General features: G+C 71.8%; 18 protein-coding genes. 10 read left to right on the top strand and 8 right to left on the bottom strand.

Going from position 1 to position 20,988, the window contains the following annotated elements:
• Positions 1-47: 47 nt before the first annotated feature.
• The 6 genes from ABIA38_RS36965 to ABIA38_RS36940 all read left to right on the top strand — a co-directional run bounded on the left by ABIA38_RS36965 (position 48) and on the right by ABIA38_RS36940 (position 5,215).
• Entirely contained in the window at positions 48-650 is a 603-nt protein-coding gene (locus ABIA38_RS36965) for a septum formation family protein (RefSeq protein WP_424643348.1), read from the top strand.
• A gap of 367 nt (positions 651-1,017) precedes the next feature.
• On the top strand, positions 1,018-2,487 hold the full coding sequence (locus ABIA38_RS36960) for an ATP-binding protein (protein WP_424643347.1): 1,470 nt from the start codon (positions 1,018-1,020) through the stop codon (positions 2,485-2,487).
• On the top strand, positions 2,484-2,891 hold the full coding sequence (locus tag ABIA38_RS36955) for a roadblock/LC7 domain-containing protein (RefSeq protein WP_424643346.1): 408 nt from the start codon (positions 2,484-2,486) through the stop codon (positions 2,889-2,891). The genes ABIA38_RS36960 and ABIA38_RS36955 overlap by 4 nt, the downstream gene beginning before the upstream one ends.
• A gap of 14 nt (positions 2,892-2,905) precedes the next feature.
• Positions 2,906-3,238, top strand: coding sequence for a DUF742 domain-containing protein (locus tag ABIA38_RS36950; RefSeq protein ID WP_424643345.1), 333 nt, complete (start codon positions 2,906-2,908; stop codon positions 3,236-3,238).
• Positions 3,219-3,839 carry a GTP-binding protein gene (locus ABIA38_RS36945; RefSeq protein WP_424643344.1) on the top strand — a complete coding sequence of 207 codons (621 nt, stop codon included), beginning with the start codon at positions 3,219-3,221 and terminating at the stop codon, positions 3,837-3,839. Before ABIA38_RS36950 ends, ABIA38_RS36945 begins: the two co-directional genes overlap by 20 nt.
• Positions 3,836-5,215: a cytochrome P450 gene (locus tag ABIA38_RS36940; protein ID WP_424643343.1), complete on the top strand. Its 1,380-nt coding sequence runs from the start codon at positions 3,836-3,838 to the stop codon at positions 5,213-5,215. Before ABIA38_RS36945 ends, ABIA38_RS36940 begins: the two co-directional genes overlap by 4 nt.
• A 505-nt stretch (positions 5,216-5,720) precedes the next feature.
• On the opposite strand, the gene ABIA38_RS36935 is transcribed toward ABIA38_RS36940, so the two are convergent.
• The 3 genes from ABIA38_RS36935 to ABIA38_RS36925 are packed head-to-tail and all read right to left on the bottom strand — an operon-like array spanning position 5,721 to position 8,472.
• On the bottom strand, positions 5,721-6,578 hold the full coding sequence (locus tag ABIA38_RS36935) for a class II fructose-bisphosphate aldolase (RefSeq protein ID WP_424643342.1): 858 nt from the start codon (positions 6,576-6,578) through the stop codon (positions 5,721-5,723).
• 42 nt (positions 6,579-6,620) lie between these two features.
• Complete coding sequence (locus ABIA38_RS36930) at positions 6,621-7,553, bottom strand: 1-phosphofructokinase family hexose kinase (protein WP_424643341.1); 933 nt, start codon at positions 7,551-7,553, stop codon at positions 6,621-6,623.
• Between the two features lie 37 nt (positions 7,554-7,590).
• A complete protein-coding gene (locus ABIA38_RS36925) occupies positions 7,591-8,472 on the bottom strand; it encodes an SIS domain-containing protein (protein WP_424643418.1) in 882 nt (293 codons plus the stop codon).
• A gap of 1,214 nt (positions 8,473-9,686) precedes the next feature.
• Between ABIA38_RS36925 and ABIA38_RS36920 the strand changes: the two genes are divergently transcribed.
• Positions 9,687-11,198, top strand: a complete 1,512-nt coding sequence (locus ABIA38_RS36920) for an RNA polymerase sigma factor (RefSeq protein ID WP_424643340.1) — start codon at positions 9,687-9,689, stop codon at positions 11,196-11,198.
• A 108-nt stretch (positions 11,199-11,306) separates the two neighbouring features.
• On the opposite strand, the gene aspS is transcribed toward ABIA38_RS36920, so the two are convergent.
• Both aspS and ABIA38_RS36910 read right to left on the bottom strand, forming a co-directional pair.
• Complete coding sequence (gene aspS, locus ABIA38_RS36915; RefSeq protein ID WP_424643339.1) at positions 11,307-12,635, bottom strand: aspartate--tRNA(Asn) ligase; 1,329 nt, start codon at positions 12,633-12,635, stop codon at positions 11,307-11,309.
• Between the two features lie 239 nt (positions 12,636-12,874).
• A complete protein-coding gene (locus ABIA38_RS36910; RefSeq protein ID WP_424643338.1) occupies positions 12,875-14,320 on the bottom strand; it encodes an MFS transporter in 1,446 nt (481 codons plus the stop codon).
• 47 nt (positions 14,321-14,367) lie between these two features.
• Here ABIA38_RS36910 and ABIA38_RS36905 point away from each other — a divergent pair, with 47 nt between their 5' ends.
• On the top strand, positions 14,368-15,882 hold the full coding sequence (locus tag ABIA38_RS36905; RefSeq protein ID WP_424643337.1) for a PLP-dependent aminotransferase family protein: 1,515 nt from the start codon (positions 14,368-14,370) through the stop codon (positions 15,880-15,882).
• A 197-nt stretch (positions 15,883-16,079) separates the two neighbouring features.
• Here ABIA38_RS36905 and ABIA38_RS36900 read toward each other — a convergent pair whose 3' ends face one another.
• Genes ABIA38_RS36900 through ABIA38_RS36890 form a run of 3 tightly spaced genes read right to left on the bottom strand, consistent with a single transcriptional unit; the run spans position 16,080 to position 18,748 of the window.
• The gene (locus ABIA38_RS36900) at positions 16,080-17,093 is read right to left on the bottom strand and encodes an NAD(P)/FAD-dependent oxidoreductase (protein WP_424643336.1); all 1,014 of its coding nucleotides are present in this window, start codon (positions 17,091-17,093) and stop codon (positions 16,080-16,082) included.
• Positions 17,090-17,653 carry an isoprenylcysteine carboxyl methyltransferase family protein gene (locus ABIA38_RS36895; RefSeq protein ID WP_424643335.1) on the bottom strand — a complete coding sequence of 188 codons (564 nt, stop codon included), beginning with the start codon at positions 17,651-17,653 and terminating at the stop codon, positions 17,090-17,092. Before ABIA38_RS36895 ends, ABIA38_RS36900 begins: the two co-directional genes overlap by 4 nt.
• A gap of 6 nt (positions 17,654-17,659) precedes the next feature.
• Positions 17,660-18,748, bottom strand: coding sequence for a type III polyketide synthase (locus ABIA38_RS36890; protein ID WP_424643334.1), 1,089 nt, complete (start codon positions 18,746-18,748; stop codon positions 17,660-17,662).
• Positions 18,749-18,834: 86 nt separating this feature from the next.
• On the opposite strand from ABIA38_RS36890, the gene ABIA38_RS36885 reads away from it, so the two are divergent.
• A complete protein-coding gene (locus tag ABIA38_RS36885) occupies positions 18,835-19,746 on the top strand; it encodes a UbiA family prenyltransferase (RefSeq protein ID WP_424643333.1) in 912 nt (303 codons plus the stop codon).
• 263 nt (positions 19,747-20,009) lie between these two features.
• Complete coding sequence (locus tag ABIA38_RS36880; protein WP_424643332.1) at positions 20,010-20,915, top strand: ABC transporter substrate-binding protein; 906 nt, start codon at positions 20,010-20,012, stop codon at positions 20,913-20,915.
• Positions 20,916-20,988 lie beyond the last annotated feature (73 nt).

The following is a 20,988-nucleotide window of genomic DNA, read 5'->3' as shown; positions in this document are numbered from 1 at the left end:
CCTGCGAAAGGCTCCGATCTCCCATGCGCGTTTCCCGGATCCCCGGTGTGTCGTCCTCCGTCCGCTCGGGCCCGCGTGGCGCCGGTACCCGCTCGTCCGCCGCCGCCGCGGCGATCCTGGTCGGCTCGATGTTGCTCACCGGCTGCCTCGGCAAGAGCGACGACAAGAAGGACGACAAGGGCAGTTCCGCCGGATCCAAGCCGCCGGTGATCACCATGCCACCGGCGCCCACCCTCCCGGCGAAGCTCGACCCGTCGGCGGGCAAAGCCACCGGCGGGGCCGGCCCGACCGGCATCCCGTCCACCCGCTCCGGCCAGGTCAAGATGGTCAAGCTGCACAGGGGTGACTGCATCAACGAGAAGGGCGAGGACATCCTCACCGTCCCGTGCACGACCCCGCACGAGGCCGAGGTGGTCGGCGAGTACACCCTGCCCGCCAACATGTCGCCGACCAGCTTGACCTCCCAGGAGGACACCGCCAAGAAGTGCACCGAGCTGACCGCCGGCGCGGCGGGCCGCAACACCGACATCCAGTTCTCCAAGCTCACCCTGCGCCCGACCGCCGGCAGCTGGCTCAACAAGAACGACCGCGACCTGACCTGCCTGCTCAAGCGCACGGACCACACCCCGCTCACCGCGCCGCTCAAGTAGCCCGCGCCGGTCCGCGACACCCCTGGACGACGGCCGCCGATCCCCCCGAACCACCGGGCGGGGTCGGCGGCTTCATGTTGCCCCGACACTGCGGAAACCGGGCCCGAACCCGGCCGCCCCTCTACCGCTTTCGACCCGACGGATGTCCCGTTCTCCATCGATTCACCCGTTCGAGCGGCAAGTACGCCACACGCCCGATCCGCCCCACCCATCCGCGTAGCCTGGCGCCCGCGACGGTCCTTCCCCTGCCCGACGGGACACCAACCCCCACCGCACGGGACGGCCCGCGCAGCCCGCCGACGGACCGGATCCGCCGTGCGGTCCGCAGCACACCCGCACGACTCCTTCCGACTTTTCGAGGATGCCGATGGTTCTCGCTGGATCGTCCCCCGGAGGCCGACGGCCGGCCCTCGCGTGGGTCCTCCCCCTCCTCGTGACCGCCGCGTGTGCGGCTGCGGCCGTGGCCGCGGTCTCCGCCCAGGCCCGCCCCGCGGTGGCCCTGTGCGGTGCCATCGCGACCGTCGCCGTCGCCGTGTGCGCCGCCGAGACGAGCCGCCGCGGACGCACCATCGCGCAACTGCAGGTACGACTCAAGGAGCAGCAGGTCGGCCTGCGCCGCCGGCTCGCCGCACAGGAGGCGGAGACCCTCAAGCTGGCCGAGGAGTTGGTCCCGGAGGCCATCGGCCGCCTGCAGATGGGCGAAGCCGTCCCCGAGGTGCTCCGCAAGGTCGCCCCCGAACGTGACGCGCCGACCGAGTTCGCCCTGGCCCACCGCACCGTGCTGCGCTCGGTGATCGACGCGGTCAGCACCGAGGAGGAGCTGCGCGAGTCCACCCAGCGCGCGTTCGTCAACATCGCCCGGCGGGTCCAGGCCACCATCCACCAACAGGCCCAGGACATGCGGGGCATGGAGGACCGGCACGGCGACGACCCGGTGGTCTTCCGCGACCTGCTGCACCTGGACCACGGCAACGCGCTGATCGGCCGGATGGCGGACAGCATCGCGGTGCTCGGCGGCTCCCACCCGGGCCGCCAGTGGGAAGACGACATCGGCATGTACAGCGTGTTGCGCGGCGCGATGTCGCGCATCCTGGACTACCGCCGGGTCAAGCTGCACTCGGTCGTCGAGGTCGCGGTGCTCTCCCGGCACGTCGAGCCGCTGATCCACGCGATCGCCGAACTCCTGGACAACGCCACCCGATACTCGCCGCCCTCGACCACCGTGCAGCTGAGCACCACCGAGGTACAGAGCGGCATCGCGGTCGAGATCGAGGACGCCGGCGTCGGCCTGAGCGAGGAGGCCCGGCGCCGCGCCGAGCGCATCCTGTCCCTGGAGGGCAACGCGCTCACCCTCGACGACCTGGGCGAGACGCCGCGCCTGGGCCTGACCGTGGTGGCCCGCCTCGCGCGGGACAACGACTTCAAGGTGATGTTGCGCCCGTCCGCCTATTCCGGCGTGCGCGCCGTCGTGGTCATCCCGCAGTACCAGATCACGCCCAACGTGCCGCCGATGTACCCGATGCCGGAGCACCTGTCCCACCTGGAAAATCTCCCCACCCTCGAAGACATGATCGCCGACGCGGCGACCAACACCGAGGTGGGCGCGAACGGTCTGCCGCAACGCCGCCGGCGCACCCTGGGCACCGTCCCGCGCGCCGCGTCGCCACGCGGCGGACCGCGCAAGTCGTCGTTGCCCCCCGTCGCGCCCAGCTTCGACGAAACCCCGCCCGGCCTCGGCCTGGACGCGTTCCTCAGTGGCATCAACGGCGAACCGCCGCCCGGTGAACGGCGATCCGAACCCGGCGACGACACGTGGCGCGAGGGGGGATCCCGATGACCGGCTACCGACCGAACATGGACTGGATGCTCGCCGATCTGGCCAAGAGCGTGCCGTTCACCCGCTACATCGTGCTGCTGTCCGCGGACGGCCTGCGGATGGCACAGCACAACACCGCCGCCGACACCGCCGACCGGCTGGCCGCCGCGTGCGCCGGCCTGCAGAGCCTGGCCGCCGCGATCGCGGCCGAATTCCCCAAGGGGGACGGGCGGATGCGGCTGGTGGTGATCGAGGTCAACGGCGGCTACTTCTACATGATGGCGGCCGGCGCCGGCGCCTATCTCGCGGTGCTCGCGGACGGCTCGGTGGACACCGGGCTGCTCGGACACCGCATGCGCGACCTGGTGATCCGGATCGGCGAACACCTGACCAGCCCGCCGCGCCGGGACGGGGCCTTTCCGTGATCGTGCCCAAACGCATGCGCCGCGGGGACCATCCCGAACGGCTCTACCTGGTCGGCGAACAGCCGCCGGCCCAGGGGCGGTTGGACCTGGTCACCTTGTTCGTCGCCGAGCACGAACCGACCCACGGCATGTCACCGGAGCCGGCCGCGATCCTACGCATGTGCGAACAGCCGCTGTCCATGGCGGAGATCTCCGCCCACATGCGGCTGCCGACCAGCATGCTGACGCTCATCCTCACCGACATGGTGGCCGACGGGCAGCTCGAGGCCCGGGCCCCGATCCCGACCGCGTCGTTGCCCGACATCGATCTGCTCAAGGCGGTGATGCATGGACTACAACGGCTCTGAGACCCTCGCGGGCCCGCGCCCCGAGGACATGCTGCCCGCGACCGCCGCCACTGCGGTCAAGGTCGTGGTCGTCGGCGGCTTCGGGGTCGGCAAGACCACCCTGGTCGGCGCGGTCAGCGAGATCCGGCCGCTGACCACCGAGGAGACGATGACCCAGGCGGGCGTCGGCATCGACGACCTCGCGGGGGTCGAGCACAAGACCACCACGACCGTGGCGATGGACTTCGGCCGGATCAGCATCGACGAGCGGTTGGTGCTCTACCTGTTCGGCACCCCCGGGCAGGAACGCTTCTGGTTCCTGTGGGACGGCCTGTTCGAGGGCGCGCTCGGCGCCGTGGTCCTGGTCGACACCCGACGCCTCGAGGTGTGCTTCGACGTGATCGGCCGACTGGAGGATCGCGCCGTGCCGTTCGTCGTGGCGATCAACACCTTCCCCGAATCGCCGATGCACTCCATCGACGACCTGCGCGTCGCCCTCGACCTGGACGAATCCGTACCGATGGTCGACTGCGACGCCCGCGAGCGCGGCTCCGGTCGGGACGTCCTGATGGCCCTCATGGAATACCTGTACACGCTCACCACGAACCGGGAGACGCCATGACCGCTCCTCCCCCCGCTCCGCCGCCCGGCTGCCCCGCGCACGCAGGCGCGACGGCCACCGAGGGCATCACGAGGTTGTACGGCCCGGAGACCATCGCGGACCCGGGCGCCGCGTACGAGCGGCTGCGCGCCGAACACGGGGCGGTCGCGCCGATCCTGGTCGACGGCGACTTCCCCGGCTGGCTGGTGCTGGGCTACCGGGAAAACCTGGAGGTCATGCGCACGCCGAGCCGGTTCTCCCGGGACGCGCGCAACTGGCGCGACTGGCGCGAGGGCCGGATCCCGCCGGACGCGACGATCCTGCCGATCATGGGATACCGCCCGGACTGTGTCTCCACCGACGGTGCCGAACACCAGCGGCTGCGCTCGGTGATCACCGAGAGCCTGGACCGGCTCGACCGGCGCAGCATCCGCAAGCACGTCCAGCAGGTGACCCACGAACTGGCCGACCGATTCGCCGGGGACGGACACGCGGACCTGGTCGCGCAGTTCGCGCAACAGTTGCCGATGTTGGTGATCGCGAAGCTGTACGGGCTGCCCGACGAGCTGGGTCCGCAGCTGGTACAGGCCAGTGCGGACCTGATGATGCAGAACGAACGTGCGCTGACCTCCAACGAGTTCATCCTCGACACGCTGCGCGAGCTGGCCGACCGCAAACGCGCGGAGCCGGGCGCCGACTTCCCGTCCTGGCTGATCGAGCACCCGAACCAGCTGACCGAGGACGAGGTACTGCACCACCTTCGGCTGGTCATGGTCGCGGCGAACGAGCTGACCATCGCGCTGATCGCGAACACGGCGCGGGTGGTGCTCTCCGACGACCGGTTCGCCGCGTCGCTGGCCGGCGCCCGGTTGACCCTGCCCGAGGCGATCGAGCAAGTGCTGTGGGACGAACCGCCGTTGTGGGTCATCCCGGGCCGCTGGGCGCTGGTGGACACCGAGTTGGGCGGTCGTCGGATCCGGGCCGGGGACCTGCTCGTCCTGGGCGTGATGGCGGGCAACCTCGACCCGAAGATCCGTACCGACATCACCGTCCCGGTGCACAACAACCGCGCGCACCTGGCCTTCAGCGGCGGCGCGCACGCGTGCCCCGGACAGGAGATCGGCCGGGCGATCACCGACACCGCACTCGACACGCTGCACGCCCGGCTCCCCGACATCCGCCTGACCCATCCGGGCGAGCCACCGGCCTGGCACGCAGCCACATGGGCCCGCTACCTCACCTCGCTGCCCGTCGACTACACCCCGGTGCCGGTGGTCGACCCCCCCGAATGGACCCCACCCCCACGCCCACCGCGCCCCCCGGCACCCCCGAAACCCCCGACCGCCCCACTCCCCACGACGTGGTGGTCCCGAGCGGCGACCTGGATCTTCGGCTGACCGAGCAAGGACCCGCGCCGCGCGGCGCGGTGCCGGCGGGCGCGGCGCGGACAAGCACGTTGCGGGCAAGAGCAGTCCGATCCGGGCGCGGCGCGATCCCGTGCGGGCGCAGTGCGGTCCGGGCGCGGTACGAGCGCAGTCCCGTGGGGGCGCGCGCGGTGCGGTCCCGTGCGGGCTCGGTGCGGTTTGCGGCGGCGAGCGGGCTCTGGCCGGGCCCGGCGCCGGGGGCGGCTTCGGCGCCCGGGCGCGGCGCGGACGGGTGCGGCGGCCCGCTTCTCGGCGCGGGCGGGTGTGTGCCAATCCGGGCCTGGGCGCGGCCCAACGCCCGCGCCGCGTTGGGGCGTTGCCCAAGGGCGTGGGCGCACCCGCGCCTCGGCGCTCGGGCGCTGCGCGCGCGGGTGCGGCCCGCTCCTCCGCGCGGGTGGGCGTGCCGGTCCGGGCCTGGGCGCGGCCCAACCCCCCCGGGCCGGGTCGGGGCGTTGCCCAAGGGCGTGGCCGCGCCCGCTCACGGCTTCGCGGTGATCACCCTCAGGAGGGTCGTGATCGTGGTGGCGGTCGACTCGCGGGCGGCGGTCAGGGATGGGCGTGGGTCGGCTCGGTTCGGGGTTGCGGCCAAGTGTTCGCGGAGCGTTCCCGTGTAGGCGATGTTCAGCGCCGTACCGACGTTGATCTTCGTCATGCCGGCGGCCACCGCCGCCCGCAGCTCGGCGTCCGGGACGCCCGAGGACCCGTGCAGCACCAGCGGTATGTCCACCGCCGCGCGCAACCGCGCGATCAGGTCGTGGTCGAGCGCGGCCGTACGATCGAGCATCGCGTGACTGCTGCCCACCGCGACGGCCAACGCGTCCACCCCGGTGGCCCGAACGTACGCCGCCGCCTCGGCCGGATCCGTCCGCGCACCCGGCGCGTGTGCGTCGAGCGCGGGATGCCCCGGCTTGCCGCCCACCTCGCCGAGTTCGGCCTCCAGCGTGATGCCGCGCTCGTGCGCCCAGGCCGCCGCGTCCGCCGTGGCCGCCACGTTCTGCGCATAGGGCAGCCGCGACGCGTCGAACATCACCGACCCGATCCCGCTCCCCTCGGCAGCCCGCAGCAGCTCGACCGATTCGACATGGTCCAGGTGCAGCGCGACCGGTACGGCCGCCTCCTCCGCGAGCACCCGACACGCGGCGGCCAGCGGTCCGAGCCGCCCGCGCCGAAACTTCACCGCGTTCTCACTGATCGCCAGCACGACCGGCAGCGCCGCCGCCTCGGCGGCCATGATCACCGCCTCGGCGTGCTCGAGGGTGATCACGTTGAACGCGGCCACCCCCACCCCGTCCGCCCGCGCCGCGTCGGTCAATGTCCCCGTCGAGGTCAACGCCATCCCACCGCTCCCGTCCACTAGGAAATCCGGCCCGGCCGCCGCTCATCCCGGCGGCTCCACCGCGTCCACCCGCACCCGGGGTCGCCAACTCCGGTACAACTCGCCCGCCACGTCGCCCGCCGCTGGCGCCGCCACCGCCGCGGCCGACAGCGCCACCGCGTCCCGCAGTCGCTCCGGCCACGGACTGTCCTCGGCCATCCCACGAGCCAGGGCCGCGACCGCCGCGTCCCCGGCCCCGGTCGCGTTCCCCCGCACCGCATCGGGCGGCACCGCCCGCCACCACCCCACGTCCGTAGCGGCCAACACCCCATCCGGGCCGAACGACGCGACCACCGCCAGATCGGCCCGCGTCCCCGCCGACAACCGGGCCACCGCCCGCAGCGGATCGGACTCGCCGGTCGCCGCGCGCAGTTCGTCCGCGTTCGGCTTGACCACATCCGGCCCGGCCGCGACACCGGCGACCAGGGCCGGCCCCGAGGCATCCAACAACACCGGCACCCGCGCGGCCCGCGCGGCCCGCACCAGTTCCGCGTACCCATCCACCGGCACCCCCGGCGGCAGACTCCCCGACAGCACCAACACCGAGGCTGCGGGCAGGAGTTCGGCCACCGCGCCGACCAGTCGGGCCCAGTCCTCGGTGGTCCGCGCCGGGCCGAGTTCGTTCAGCGACGTCGCGCCGCCCGACGCGGTCTCCACGATCGTCGTGGTGTTCCGCGTCTCGCCCGACACCGGCACCGAGGTCAACGCCAGGCCCGCCGCCACGAGGTCGGCCCGTATTCGCTCACCCGTGGCACCCCCCAACGGAGCCACCGCCGTGACGGCGACCCCCAGCGAGTGCAACACCCGGGCGACGTTGATCCCCTTGCCGCCGGCCCGCCCGGCCACGGACAGCGGCCGATTCGCCCGGTGGTGGGCCAACCGCTCCAGGTGATAGGTCACGTCCCAGGCCGGATTCGGCGTCACGGCGACGATCACGACGCCCACCCACCGATCCGGGCGCCGAGCACGTCCCTCACGACGCGTCCAGCACCACGGAACGGGTGAGGTGGCGCGGCTCGTCCGGGTTCAACCCGCGGCTCTCCGCGATCGCGACGGCGAGCTTCTGTACCCGGATCAGCTCGGCCATCGGATCCAGCACACCGGCCACGAACGTCCCGCCCGTCGCCGCCACCTGCTCGGCCAGCCCCTCCGGTACCGGACCGAACACCCACGTGATCCGGTTCGGCGCGGCGATGCTGATCGGCCCGTGCCGGTACTCCATCACCGGGTAGCTCTCCGTCCACGCCCCCGCCGCCTCGCGCATCTTCAACGCGGCCTCCGCCGCGAGCCCGGCCGACCACCCCGAGCCGAGGAAGGTGAACTGCTCCGCCGCCACGAACGCCGGCTCGGGCGCCCGGGCCACCGCCACCTCCGCGTCCCGCACGGCCGCGCCCAGATCCTCGCCCAGATGCGCGCGCAGCAGGGCCAGGGCCGTGGTGGCGAACCTGGTCTGCACGACGGACCGCTCGTCGGCGAAGTCGAGCAGCACGATCTCGTCCGCCGCGTCGACGATCGGCGTGCCGGGCGTGCCGGTGATCGCGGTCGTCGCCACCGCGCCGCGGACCTCGGCCAGCAGACGCAGCACCTCGGTCGTGGTGCCGGAGCGGGTCAACGCCACGACCCGGTCGTAGTCCCGGACCCCGGGGAACTCGGAGGCCGCGAACGCGTCGGTGACCCCGAGCCCGGCCCGCTCGCGCAACACCGCGTATGCCTGCGCGATGAACCACGAGGTCCCGCACCCGACGATCGCGACCCGCTCACCGGGCTTCGGCAGTCCGGCGCAGTCCCCGGCCAGCGCGGCGGCGCGGGCCCACAGTTCGGGCTGGGTGGCGATCTCGGCAGAGGTGTGGCTCACGGTCGTCATGGCGCTCCCGGGGTCCTGGACAGTGCGCGATGTTGCGCACCGCTGCACTCAGATGCGTGAAACTATTCATTTGATAGCAGTTTCACGCACGAATGAGCAATCCCGCGCACGGCAATCCGGCCCGACTCACCCGGGTTCGTCCGCAAAATCCCCCAGCGTCGACCGTCACCGACCCGTCGCCGCCGCCCGAGCAGCCCGAGTCGCCCACCAACGCCCGGCCCCGACGCCACGGCCCCGACGACCGCACGGCGCGGGCGCCCGACTCCGCGCGCGATCGATTCGTGCCGACCCCGACCCGCATATCGACTATCGACGCACGAGGCACACCGACAACAACCGCCCATCCCGCCCCGCGAATGCACTCCGCCAAATGGACCCGCCGACGCCCGCGGCATATTCACAAAACCCGTCTCGCCCCCGGGCGTGTCATCCGTGATTGCCGATGATTGCCGATGATTGCCGATCGACTTTCCGTTCGACGAATTGATCGCACTCCGCGCTTTTCCGAGCGTGCCGCGCGCGATATCTCCTCCGAAACCGGCGACCGGACCCCTGAGCACATTCACCCGGACAGCCGACAAAATCGGGAAGCCGAACCCGGCTATTTCACCGTCGACCCGCCGCCCCACCATTACCGAGCGCATCGGATTCCGGAAATGCACCGCCCGCCGCTTTCCGGCCGCGCCATCGGGCGGGTCGCCCGCCCCCACCGAGCCGGCCCGGGCGTCCACCGGCCCGCATCGACCCGCCGGGGCCCGCCGGGGCCGTGCGGACCGTGCGTAACGCGGCGGAGGGCGGGCATTCTGAAGACAGGTTCAGGACCGTACGACCGACTCCGATGCCCGACCCCAACCACCCGACCCGGATCCGCGCCGATCCGCATCCACCCCGAAATCCGCCCCCGTCATCGGCGCTCGGCCGGCTCGATCCCCGGCCCCGACGGCCGTGCCGGGCCCGGAAACCCGGGCCCACCGGCACGATCGCGCAGTTCACGGGGCCGTCCCGCACACTGGGGAACCGACCGCTCGAAGCCGCTGCGGACCGACGTGACCCAGGTCACCCTCGTGGAGGCGTAACACTTGTACCGATCGGAGCGATGCCTTGAGTGGCGCCGGCAGCGCCGACGGATCCGGTCCCGCGGATCCGTCATCGATTCGGTGTAGTTGCGGCGCCGCAGCATGCCCGCGTGAACCGAGAGGTTATTTGTGACCCCGAGCTCGTCCAGCACGCTTCCCAACAGAATCGCCGAATCGGAATCTCTGGTGGCGCTCATCGAGCGTGGCCGTGCCGAAGGATCGATTACCGGCGAGGACATACGCCGAGCCTTCGAAACCGATGCCATCCCTGCGACGCAGTGGAAGAGCATCCTCCGTAGCCTCAACGAGGTCCTCGATGAGGCCGGTGTGACGTTGACCGTCAACCCGGTCAAAGAGACCCAACGGAGAGACGTAGCCACAACTCGGCGATCTGTCAAGAAGACGCTATCCACGCGCTCAACCCGTGTCAAGAACACAGAGACCTTGCCCGCGCAAGTCACGCCCGCGGCAACGGAATCGGGAGAGTCCGTCGTGGAATCTGCTCCGAAGCCGAAGAAGGCCGCAGCCAAGAAGAAGACCGCGGCCAAGAAGACCACCACCGAGACGACCCCCGTCGAGTCGACCGCCCCCAAGGACGGCGACGAGGCGCTGGTCGAAGAAGACCTGTTCGACGAGCCCGCCGAGGCCGCGGCCCCCGAGGTCGGTCCCAGCGGCTTCGTGCTCACCACCGACGAGGACGACGCCCCGCAGCAGCAGGTGACCACGCCGGGTGCCACCGCGGACCCGGTCAAGGACTACCTGCGGCTGATCGGCAAGGTCTCGCTGCTCAACGCCGAGCAGGAGGTGTCGATCGCCAAGCGGATCGAGGCCGGCCTGTTCGCGTTGGAGAAGCTGGACTCCGAGCCCGGCCTGACCCCCCAGTTCCGGCACGAGCTGGAACTGGTCGCCGAGGACGGCAAGCGGGCCAAGAACCACCTCCTGGAGGCCAACCTCCGTCTGGTGGTCTCGCTGGCCAAGCGCTACACCGGCCGCGGCATGCTCTTCCTGGACCTGATCCAGGAGGGCAACGTCGGTCTCATTCGCGCGGTCGAGAAGTTCGACTACACGAAGGGCTTCAAGTTCTCCACGTATGCCACGTGGTGGATCCGCCAGGCGATCACCCGCGCCATGGCCGACCAGGCACGCACCATCCGCATCCCGGTGCACATGGTCGAAGTGATCAACAAGCTGGCCCGCGTCCAGCGCCAGATGCTCCAGGACCTGGGCCGCGAGCCCACCCCGGAGGAGCTGGCCAAGGAACTCGACATGACCCCGGAAAAGGTCGTCGAGGTACAGAAGTACGGGCGCGAGCCGATCTCCCTGCACACCCCCCTCGGCGAGGAGGGCGACAGCGAGTTCGGTGACCTGATCGAGGACACCGAGGCGATCCGGCCGGCCGACGCGGTCAGCTTCACGCTGCTCCAGGAACAGCTGCACTCGGTCCTGGACACCCTCGCCGAGCGCGAGGCCGGCGTGATCTCGATGCGCTTCGGGCTCACCGACGGCCAGCCCAAGACCCTCGACGAGATCGGCAAGGTCTACGGGGTCACCCGCGAGCGAATCCGCCAGATCGAGTCGAAGACCATGTCGAAGCTGCGCCACCCGTCCCGCTCCCAGGTCCTGCGCGACTACCTGGACTAGTGCCGGCCGCGGCACCAAAGCAGGACCCCGGGTACGGACGGACCGCCCACCGGCGGCCTCCGTCCGTACCCGGCGCAATGCCCTTCGCGATGTCGCGGGGGATCTCGGTTACGGCTCCAGGCGATGCGGTCCCCGAAACAGGAACGTCGCATCGCGGATCGAGGGCAGCTCCAGGAGCAACATCAACAACCGGCCCAGCCCCAACCCCAGGCCGCCGTGCGGCGGGGTGCCGTAGCGGAAGCAGTCCAGGTAGGACGCGAGCGGTGCCGCGTCCAGCCCCTTCTCCCCCAGCTGCGCCAGCAGCCGCTCGTGGCGGTGCTCGCGCTGCGCGCCCGTGGTGATCTCGACGCCCTTCCAGAGCAGGTCGAAGCTCTCCGTGACGGTGGGGTCGTCGTCCGGGCGCAGATGGTAGAACGGCCGGATCTCGGCCGGGAAGCCGGTCACGAAGACGAATTCGTGCCCGGTCTCGGCGGCGATCAGCGCGCCCAGTGTCCGCTCCCCCTCGGGGTCCAGGTCGATCCGGGTCCCGGTCGGGTCCCAGCCGCCGGTGCGCAGTCGGGCCAGCGCGTCGGCCATCGTGATCCGTGGGAACGGCCGCTCGGGGACCGTGACTTCGACCCCCGACAGCCGCTCGATGGTCGCGCCGTGCACCTCCCGGACATCGGCCAGTACGGCGACCAACAGCCGCTCCTCGAAGGCCATCACGTCCTCGACCCCGTCGATCCAGGCGAGTTCGGCATCCACCCCGGTGAACTCGGTGGCGTGCCGGGAGGTGAAGGACGGCTCGGCCCGAAAGACCGGCCCGATCTCGAAGACCCTGTCGATCCCACCGGCGATCGCCATCTGCTTGTAGAACTGCGGCGATTGGGCCAGATAGGCCGGGCGGCCGAAGTAGTCCACGGTGAACACCTCGGCACCGGATTCGGACGCGGTGCCCATCAGCTTGGGCGTATGCAGTTCGGTGAAGCCCTCGGCCGCGGTGACCCGGCGCATCGCCTGCTCGACGGTGGTCTGTACGTCCAACATCAGCCGCCGCTCGGGCCGACGTAGGTCGAGGAAGCGCCAGTCCAGCCGCCGGTCGGATCCGGTATGCGCGTCGATCGGCAGCCCGGCCTCGGCGAGCGACACGATCTCGACCCGCTCCGGAACCAGCTCCAAGCCGCCCAGCCGGACCACCTCGTTGGCCACGACCTTGCCGGTGACCCGTACCGCCGACTCCAGGGTCACCCGCTCGAACGCGGCCTCGATCGAGTCGTCGACACCGGCCCCGGCGCGGGAGTGGGTGACCTGGACCTGGCCGGTGTGGTCCCGAACCACGACGAACTGCATCCGCCGTTGCAACCGGAGGGTGTCGACCCAGCCGTAGACGGTGACGGTCTCGTCGACCCGCCCGGGCAGGTCGCGAACGAGGGTGCGGGGGGTATGGCTGCCCGTCATGACGGCAACTCCCTTGGTTGCGGGCGCGTTGCTCGCGCCTGGTACGGCGGGCGGTAAACGGCCGCCCGCGGGGACTGCGAGCGTAGGGGGCACGGAAACCGGTGTCATCCGGTTATTCGGTGTCCCGGCACCAGGCCACGGGGCCAGACCACGTCACCCGGGTGCCGCTAAACCCGCAGCCATAAAGGCGAACGCAACGGGTGGAGCGGGCGGGTAAAAAAACCACCGCCCGCCTGGGTTCACCCCGCCGCCACGACCGGCGCCGAACCCGCCACAACCGACCCGGCTCGGCCGAACCGCAAGGCCACCAGCGCGGTCCCCGCAACCCCCGCCCCGGCAAGCAGGACCGCCGTGCGCAGACCCCCCACCGAGGACGCGTCGCCGTTGGCCACCGCGACCAGGATCGCCAACCCCACCGCGCCGCCGATCTGCTGTGCCGTGGAGGCCATCCCGGACGCGATGCCCTGTTCGTGGCCGGCCACCCCGACCGCCGCGGCGCCGAACATCAGCGTGTACCCGGCGCCCTGGCCGAGACCCAGGACCAACAGGCCCGGCACCATCGACAGGTAGGACCCGTCGGCCGACATCGACAGGCCGACCACCACCGTGCCCGCCGCGCCCACCAGCAGGCTCGCGATCATCGCCGTACGCGAACCGAACCGGGTCGCGGCCCGCCCGCCGAGCAGCGAACCGACGGTGATCGCGCCCATCGGGACCAGGTAGGCCAGGCCCGTCTCCAACGCGCTGTAGCCCTTGACGACCTGGAAGTAGACGGTGAGGAAGTAGGCGAGAGTGCCGATCGTCGCCATGTACAGGAACGTCACGGCCATCCCCGTGCTCAGGTTCCGGCCGCGCAGCAGGCGCAGTGGCATCAGCGGGTCCGGGCTGCGGCGTTCGATGGACAGGAACGCGCCGATCAGCACCACCCCCAAGCCGACGCTCGCCAGGATCGGCGCGGAGGTCCAGCCCGACTCGGGAGCCTGGACGAACGCGAACACGATCGCGATGGTGCCCACGGTCGAGGTGAGCGCGCCGGCCAGGTCGAACCGACGGTTCCCACGAGCGGCGAGGTCCGCCGGGATCAGCCGGAGCGCGGCCGAGGCGGCGAGGCCGGCCAGTGGCACGTTGACGTAGAAGACCGCCTGCCAGCCCAGGAATTGGGTCAACACACCGCCGAGCAGCGAGCCGACGATCATCCCACTGCCACCCGCCGCGCCCCACACCGCGAAGGCTCGATTACGTTCCTTGCCCTCGGCGAACAACGTGCCGACCAGGGTCAGCGTCGCCGGGAAGAGGAAGGCGCCGCCCACGCCCTGCACCGCCCGGGCCGCGATCAGCAACCCGGGATCGACGGCCAGGCCGCCGGCCAGGGACGAACCGGCGTAGAGCGAGAGGCCGAGGACGAACATCCGCCGAGGCCCGTACAGGTCGCAGGCCCGACCGCCGAGGAGCAGCAGGCCGCCGAACGCGACGGCGTAGGCGCTGATCACCCATTGCAGGCTCTGCGCGGTGAAGCCGAGGCCGCTGCCGATCTCGGGCAGGGCGACGTAGACGATGTTGTAGTCGACGGAAATGATCAGTTGGGCAAAGGCGAGCAGGGCCAGAATCAGGCCGGCGCGTCGGGCCCCGGAGCGGGTGGTGTCGGCCGTGCGGCTCGCTGTCGGTTGTGCGTGTGCGGTGCTCATGACGACGAATCTAGGTGCGCAGGCGACCCGGTATAGGGTGCAGTTTCATGTCGAAAAGCAAGGTCAATTCCGAGGCCGGCACCGAGGCTGATCCCGGGGTCGACGCCGGAGTCGGTGCCGGGGTCGGGGTCGGCGTCGCGGCCGGCTCCGAGGTCGGCGCCGCCGAGTGGAGCGGCCGGGATCTGCATCTGGAGCTGGCCGGTACGGGCAGTCGGCGGGCCGGGTTGATCCGGGCGATCCGGGAGGCGATCCGTACCGGGCGGCTCGCGCCGGACACGCCGCTGCCGCCGTACCGCTCGCTCGCGGCCGATCTGGGCATCGCCCGGAACACGGTCGCGGACGCCTACGCGGAGCTGGTGGCGGAGGGCTGGCTGACGGCGCGTCAGGGGTCCGGTACGCGGGTTGCCCGGCGGGCCGCCCCGGTGGCCGCGCCGCGCCCCCGTACGCCGGCCCGGCGGGCCGCCGGGCCGGTGTACGACCTGCGCCAGGGCCAGCCGGACGCGGCGTCGTTCCCGCGCGCGGCGTGGGTCGCGTCCGCGCGCCGGGCGTTGACCGCGGCGCCGAGCGAGGCGTTCGGGCCGGGTGATCCGCGCGGGCGGCCGGAGTTGCGGGTCGCACTGACGGAGTATCTGGCCCGGGTACGTGGGGTGCGCACCCACCCGGACCGGATCGTGGTCTGCTCGGGCTATGCGCACGCGCTTCGCCTGCTGTTCGGCGGCGGTGTGTTGCGCGGGCCGGCCGCGGTGGAGTCGTACGGGCTGGCCTTCCACCGGTCCATCCTGGCCACCGCGTCGATCCGGACCTTGCCGCTGGCGGTCGACGAACACGGCGCCGACCCGGGCGAGTCGACCGCGCTGTCCGGTGCGCGGGTGGCGCTGCTGACCCCGGCGCACCAGTTCCCCACCGGCGTCCCGCTCGCGCCGGAGCGCCGGGTCACCGCGCTCGACTGGGCCCGGGCGCGGGGCGGGATCGTGGTGGAGGACGACTACGACGGCGAGTTCCGCTACGACCGGCGGCCGGTCGGCGCGGTCCAGGGGATGGATCCGGACCGGGTGGTCTACATCGACTCGGTCAGCAAGAGCCTGTCCCCGGCGATCCGGCTCGGCTGGATGGTGCTGCCGGACCACCTGGTCGAGGACGTCCTGACCGCCAAGGGCCTGCGTGAGGCGTGGGCGGGCGTGACCGACCAACTCACCCTGGCCGACTTCATCGAGGGCGGCCACTACGACCGCCACATCCGCCGAATGCGGCAGCGCTACCGAGCCCGCCGCGACCACTTGGTGACGGCGCTGGCCGAGCACGTACCGGAGGCCACGGCCACCGGCATCGCGGCGGGCCTGCACGCGGTCCTGCGGCTGCCGGCGGGCACGGAAGCCAAGTCGGTCGAGGCCGCGAAGCGGGAGGGGTTGGCCCTCGACGCCCTGTCGACGTTCCGACACCCGGACGCGGCGGGCGCTGCGGAAGACGGATTGGTGGTCGGCTACGCCACTCCCCCGGACCACGCGTACCCGGCAGCGTTGGCAGCCCTGTGCCGAGCACTGCGGGCGGCCCTGGACGGGTAGGCGGGTCCGGGCAGAGACGCGGTTCGCAAGCGGAACGAGCATCGGGCCGGGCAGAGTCGCAACCGCAGCCAATCCACCAACTCCCGCGCGGCCACGCCGGAGGCCGCGGGGCCGGACCAGGCCGCCCGGGTGCCTCCGAATCCGCAGCCATCGAGGTTCACGCAACGGGTGGAGCGGGTGGGTACACAACCCCCCGACTACGCCAACGCGTTGACGATCGTCGTGAAGACCGCAGGGAGCCGGTGGGCCATCGGGACGATCAGGCGCGCAGTGCCGGGACGGGCCCGCGCGGCCAAAAGCGCCTCGGTCAGGACCCTGTGCCGGCGCGTCAGGCTGCGCCAAGTCGCCTCGTAGCCGCCGGGGTTGCCCGTCGTGATCGCGGCGATCAGGGCCTCGGCCGTGGCCAGGGCCAGGGCGATGCCCTCGCCCGTGAGCGCGTCCGTGTACCCGGCGGCGTCGCCGACCAGCAGGACCCGGCCCGCCACCCGGCTACGAGCCCGGCGGCGCAACGGCCCCGCGCCGCGTACTGCCCCCGTCGGGGCGCCCGCCAGCCGCGCCGCCAAGGCCGGGAACGCGGCCAGCTGGTCGGCGTACGGGCGCCCTCGTGGGCCCAGGACCGCGACGCCGACCAGCTCCGGCCCGACCGGCGTCACGTACGCCTCGCCGCCCGGCGACCAGTGCACCTCGACGAAGTCCGTCCACGGCGCGATCGAGTAGTGCCGGCGCAGCCCATAGCGCCGCGCCCGGCGATCCGGCGGTACCGGACCGAGCGTGGCCCGGATCGGCGAGTGCAGCCCGTCCGCCGCCGCCAGCCAGCGCGCGGTCAGGCCGGCGGCCGATACCGTGTCCGCCTGCTGCCGGATCTCGGTGACCCGGCCGACCCGGTGCTCCACGCCGAGTGCCGAGGCCCGTTCGTACAGCGCCGCGTGCAGTGTGGTGCGCCGTACCCCCAGGCCCGGTCCGTCCCGAAAGCGCGCCTCGACCGCGTGCCGGGCGTCCACGTACCGGATGCCGGCCAGCGGCCGACCCGGGACCGTGATGCCGAGTCGGCCGAGCGCGGCCACGCCCGTCGGCATCAGTCCCTCGCCGCACGCCTTGTCCACGGGCATCGGCCGGGGTTCGACCACGACCACCCGAAGTCCCGCGCGCGCGCCGTAGATCGCGGTGGCCAGGCCCGCCGGACCGCCGCCCGCGACGAGCAGGTCGATCACGCGGTCGCCGCCGACAGCGCGGCCGATTCACAGCGGATCCGGACCGCCATCAGCGCGGCGTTGAGCACGGTGAAGACCGCCGCGGTGACCCAGGCGCCGTGTACCAGGGGCAGTGCCAATCCCTCGACGGCGACCGCGACGTAGTTCGGATGCCGAAGCCAAGGCAGCCGATACGGCCCGCGCCGGACCAGCGGCAACCCGGGGACGACCACCACCTGGGTATTCCAGCGCGGCCCGAGCGCGGTGATGCACCACCAGCGCAGCGCCTGGGCGGCAACCACGAGGGCGACCATCGTCCACCCGAACCAGGGTACGAAGTCCCGCCGGCCCAGCCCCACTTCGAGCACACACCCGGCCAACAGGCCGACGTGCAGGGCGACCATCGGCAGGTAGTGGCGCTGTCCGCTGACCACTCCGCCGCGCGCCAGGCTCCAGGCCAGATTGCGACGCGAGACCACCAACTCCGCGACGCGTTCGAGCGCGACCAGGCCCACCAGTGCGAAATACCAGGAGTACCGGACGTACTCGAAGTGCCCGAAGTGCCCGAGGTCCCAGTGCATCGCGATCTACCACTCCAGGAGGACGAGTTCGGAGCAGAACCCCGGGCCCATCGCGATCATCAGGCCCGGCGTGCCGGGATCGGGTCGGGCGGCCATCGTGTCGCGCAGTACGTGGAGCACCGAGGTGGAGGACAGATTCCCGGTCGCGGCGAGCGATCGCCAGGTCGAGTCGAGGGCTCCGGAGGGGAGTTCGAGTACCTCCTCGATCGCTTCGAGGACCTTCGGACCGCCCGGGTGGCAGACCCACGCGGTGATGTCGGCTGTGGTCAGGTCGTGTTCGGCGAGGAACAGGCGGACGTCGTCGGCGAGATACTCGCGCACGACGGCCGGCACCGTCGCGTCCAGCACGATGCGAAAGCCCGAGCCGCCGATGTCCCAGCCCATCACCCGGGCCGAGTCCGGGTACATCCGACTGCGGCTGGAGACCACCCGCGGCCCGTGCCCCGGCCCGGTCCGGGCGTCGCCGCACGCGATCAGCGCCGCCGCGCCGTCGCCGAACAGGGCGCCCGCGACGAGGTTGGCGATCGACGCGTCGTCGCGCTGGAGGGTGAGCGAGCACAGTTCGACCGAGACCAGCGCCGCGACATGCTCGGGCCAGCCCCGCAGGTAGTCGTGTACCCGGGCGATCCCGGCCACGCCCGCCACGCAGCCGAGCCCGAACACCGGTAGCCGCTTGATGTCCCGGCGCAGCCCGAGCCGGCCGACGAGGCGGGCGTCGATCGAGGGCACCGCCAGGCCCGTCACCGTGGTGAACACGATCAGGTCGAGGTCGCGCGCGCCGAGTCCGGCGGCGCCGAGCGCGGATTCGAGCGCCTCGGCGGCGAGTTCGACCGCGACGTCGAGGTAGGCGTCGTTGGCCGCGCCGAAGTCGTCCAGTTTGGCGTAGTGGTCCAGCGGCAGGGCCAGATGGCGGGTGTCCACGCGGGCGCCCGCGTGTACCCGCTCCAGGACGCGCCGATCGGCGCCCGCCGGCAGGCACATGGCCGCGAACGCTTCGGTGATCTCGGCTTGCGGGTATCGATGCGGCGGCAGTGCGCCACGGACTGCGGCGATGCGGGTCATGGCACGTTGTTTGCCCGCCCGCGCCGCCCCCATGCACCGACTGCACCAACGCCCCGCACCGACCACCCCAGCCACGGACCGCACCCCCGCCTCGCCCGCACCGTCGAAAGGACACCCACGTGAGTGACATCGCCGCCCCGACCGGCCCTCCTCCGCCCCCGCCCCGCCGCGAATCCGCCCCGGCGCTCGGCCTCCTGCTCGCCTGCCACCCCGGCCCCACCGTCGCGGTCACCACCCTGGTCACCGCGCTCGCCGCCGCGGCCGGTCGGGATGCCGGGGGCTGCGCGCTGGTCGGCGCGGCCGTGCTCAGCGGTCAGTTGTCCGTCGGGTGGTGCAACGACGCGGTGGACGCGGCCCACGATCGGGCCGCCGGGCGGACCGGCAAGCCGGTGCCGGCCGGCCTGGTCGGGGCCGAACGGGTGGCGCTGGCCGCCCGATCGGCGCTGGTGGTGTGCGTACCGCTGTCGTACGCGTCGGGGCCCGCGGCCGGCACCGTGCATCTGCTCGGGGTGGGCGCCGCGTGGGCGTACGACCTGGGCATCAAGGGCACCGCCGGGTCCTGGGTCCCCTACGCGATCGGCTTCGGCAGCCTGCCCGCGTTCGTCGCGTTCGGTCTGCCCGGTCGGCCGTCGCCCACGTGGTGGATCGTCGCGGCCTCGGCCCTGCTCGGCTGCGGGGCACATCTGGCGGACGCGCTGCCGGACCTGGCCGACGATCGGGCCAACGGCGTACGCGGCCTGCCGCATCGACTCGGGCCGACCGGGATCCGGGTACTCACCCCGCTGCCGCTGCTGGCCGCAACAGCCCTGTTGGCGTACGGGTGTTCGGATCGGGCGGGTCGGGCGGCACTGGTCGGCGCGGCCACGCTGGCCGCCGCCGGCACATTGCTCGGCGGGCGGCATCCCCGCGTCCCGTTCGCCACATCGGTGGCCGTCGCCGCGATCGACGTGAGTCTGCTGTTGCGACGGGGTACGGGCATCGCACGATCCACCGCCCGGCTCACCCGACGATCATCCCGCCAATGCGCGTAGACCCATGGCCCAGCAGAGCCGTTTCGGTATGTCCTGGAAAAGCAGCCGAACGCATGAGATAACGAGACCCTTGCTTGACATCCTGTCAAATTGGATCTTCGTATTTAACATTCTGTCCCATTGTCCAGGTTCCGAGCACCAGGAAATCATTCATGCCCATGGCTCGATCCCGGATTCGCCTACCTCACCCGCCGATCGGGCACCGCGAGCCACCTCGTGCCGTGCCGGCCACTCTGTCCCGCCTTATCTGGAGGAACCCGCACATGAGCCGACGTCTCACCCACCGCCGCCTGTTCGCGACCGCCGCCACGCTGGTCGCGGGCTCGATGCTGCTCACCGGCTGCGGGGACAGCGGCGGCAGCAGCGGGCAGGGCAAGAAGGACGAGAACGCGCCGTTCTTCAAGATGTTGCCGCCCGACATCCAGAAGTCCGGCAAGGTCACCATCGGTTCCGAGGTCGCGTACGCGCCGATCGAGTTCATGAAGGACGGCAAGCCGGTCGGCGTCGACCCCGAACTGGCCGCCGCGCTCAGCAAGCAGCTCGGCGTGAAGTACGAGTACAAGAACTCGCAGTTCGACTCGCTGATCACCGGGATCACCTCCAAGCGCTTCGACCTGGTGATGTCCGCGATGACCGACAAGAAGGAACGCCAGGGCCAGGGCCTGTCGTTCGTCGACTACTTCCGCGCCGGTACCTCGATCCTGGTGCAGAAGGGCAATCCGCAGAACATCAAGTCGCTCGACGACCTGTGCGGCAAGACGGTCGCGCTCCAGCAGGCGACCACCAACGAGGACGTCGCCACCGCCCAGTCCAAGAAGTGTCAGGACGCGGGCAAGGGCGCGATCACCATCCAGAAGTACGAGCACGACGGCGAGGCCCTGCTCAAGCTCAAGTCCGGCGCCGCGGTCGCCGACCTCAACGACTTCCCCGTGGCCGCCTACAACGCGCAGACCTCGGGCGGCGGCAACGACTTCCAGGTCACCGGCGACCAGATCGAGGCCGGGCTGTACGGAATCGGCGTCGCCAAGGACAACACGCAGCTCCAGCAGGCGCTGAAGTCGGCCCTCGAAGCCCTGATCAAGAACGGCGAGTACGCCAAGGTCCTGGCCAACTGGAAGGTCGAGGCGGGCGCCGTCACCGAGGTCACCATCAACGGCGCCACCTCCTGACCCAGGGGTCCGGCCCGCGCCGCCCGAAGGTGGCCGGGCCGGACCCGGTGGGCCGGCCCACCGGTCCACCGTC

This window comes from Embleya sp. AB8 (genome assembly GCF_049739465.1).
In the GTDB taxonomy this organism is placed as follows: Bacteria; Actinomycetota; Actinomycetes; order Streptomycetales; family Streptomycetaceae; genus Embleya.
The sequence above is the reverse complement of the archived record's forward strand: the minus strand, read 5'-3'. Positions and strand labels throughout refer to the sequence as shown.

What these genes read in the sequence shown, in the direction of transcription:
- ABIA38_RS36940 (WP_424643343.1), top strand. Translation starts at nt 3,836, where the DNA reads ATGACCGCTCCTCCCCCCGCTCCGCCGCCCGGCTGCCCCGCGCACGCA.
- ABIA38_RS36880 (WP_424643332.1), top strand. Translation starts at nt 20,010, where the DNA reads ATGAGCCGACGTCTCACCCACCGCCGCCTGTTCGCGACCGCCGCCACG.
- ABIA38_RS36905 (WP_424643337.1), top strand. Translation starts at nt 14,368, where the DNA reads ATGTCGAAAAGCAAGGTCAATTCCGAGGCCGGCACCGAGGCTGATCCC.
- ABIA38_RS36910 (WP_424643338.1), bottom strand. Translation starts at nt 14,320, where the DNA reads ATGAGCACCGCACACGCACAACCGACAGCGAGCCGCACGGCCGACACC.
- ABIA38_RS36895 (WP_424643335.1), bottom strand. Translation starts at nt 17,653, where the DNA reads ATGCACTGGGACCTCGGGCACTTCGGGCACTTCGAGTACGTCCGGTAC.
- ABIA38_RS36950 (WP_424643345.1), top strand. Translation starts at nt 2,906, where the DNA reads ATGCGCCGCGGGGACCATCCCGAACGGCTCTACCTGGTCGGCGAACAG.
- ABIA38_RS36935 (WP_424643342.1), bottom strand. Translation starts at nt 6,578, where the DNA reads ATGGCGTTGACCTCGACGGGGACATTGACCGACGCGGCGCGGGCGGAC.
- ABIA38_RS36960 (WP_424643347.1), top strand. Translation starts at nt 1,018, where the DNA reads ATGGTTCTCGCTGGATCGTCCCCCGGAGGCCGACGGCCGGCCCTCGCG.
- aspS (WP_424643339.1), bottom strand. Translation starts at nt 12,635, where the DNA reads ATGACGGGCAGCCATACCCCCCGCACCCTCGTTCGCGACCTGCCCGGG.
- ABIA38_RS36890 (WP_424643334.1), bottom strand. Translation starts at nt 18,748, where the DNA reads ATGGGGGCGGCGCGGGCGGGCAAACAACGTGCCATGACCCGCATCGCC.
- ABIA38_RS36955 (WP_424643346.1), top strand. Translation starts at nt 2,484, where the DNA reads ATGACCGGCTACCGACCGAACATGGACTGGATGCTCGCCGATCTGGCC.
- ABIA38_RS36945 (WP_424643344.1), top strand. Translation starts at nt 3,219, where the DNA reads ATGGACTACAACGGCTCTGAGACCCTCGCGGGCCCGCGCCCCGAGGAC.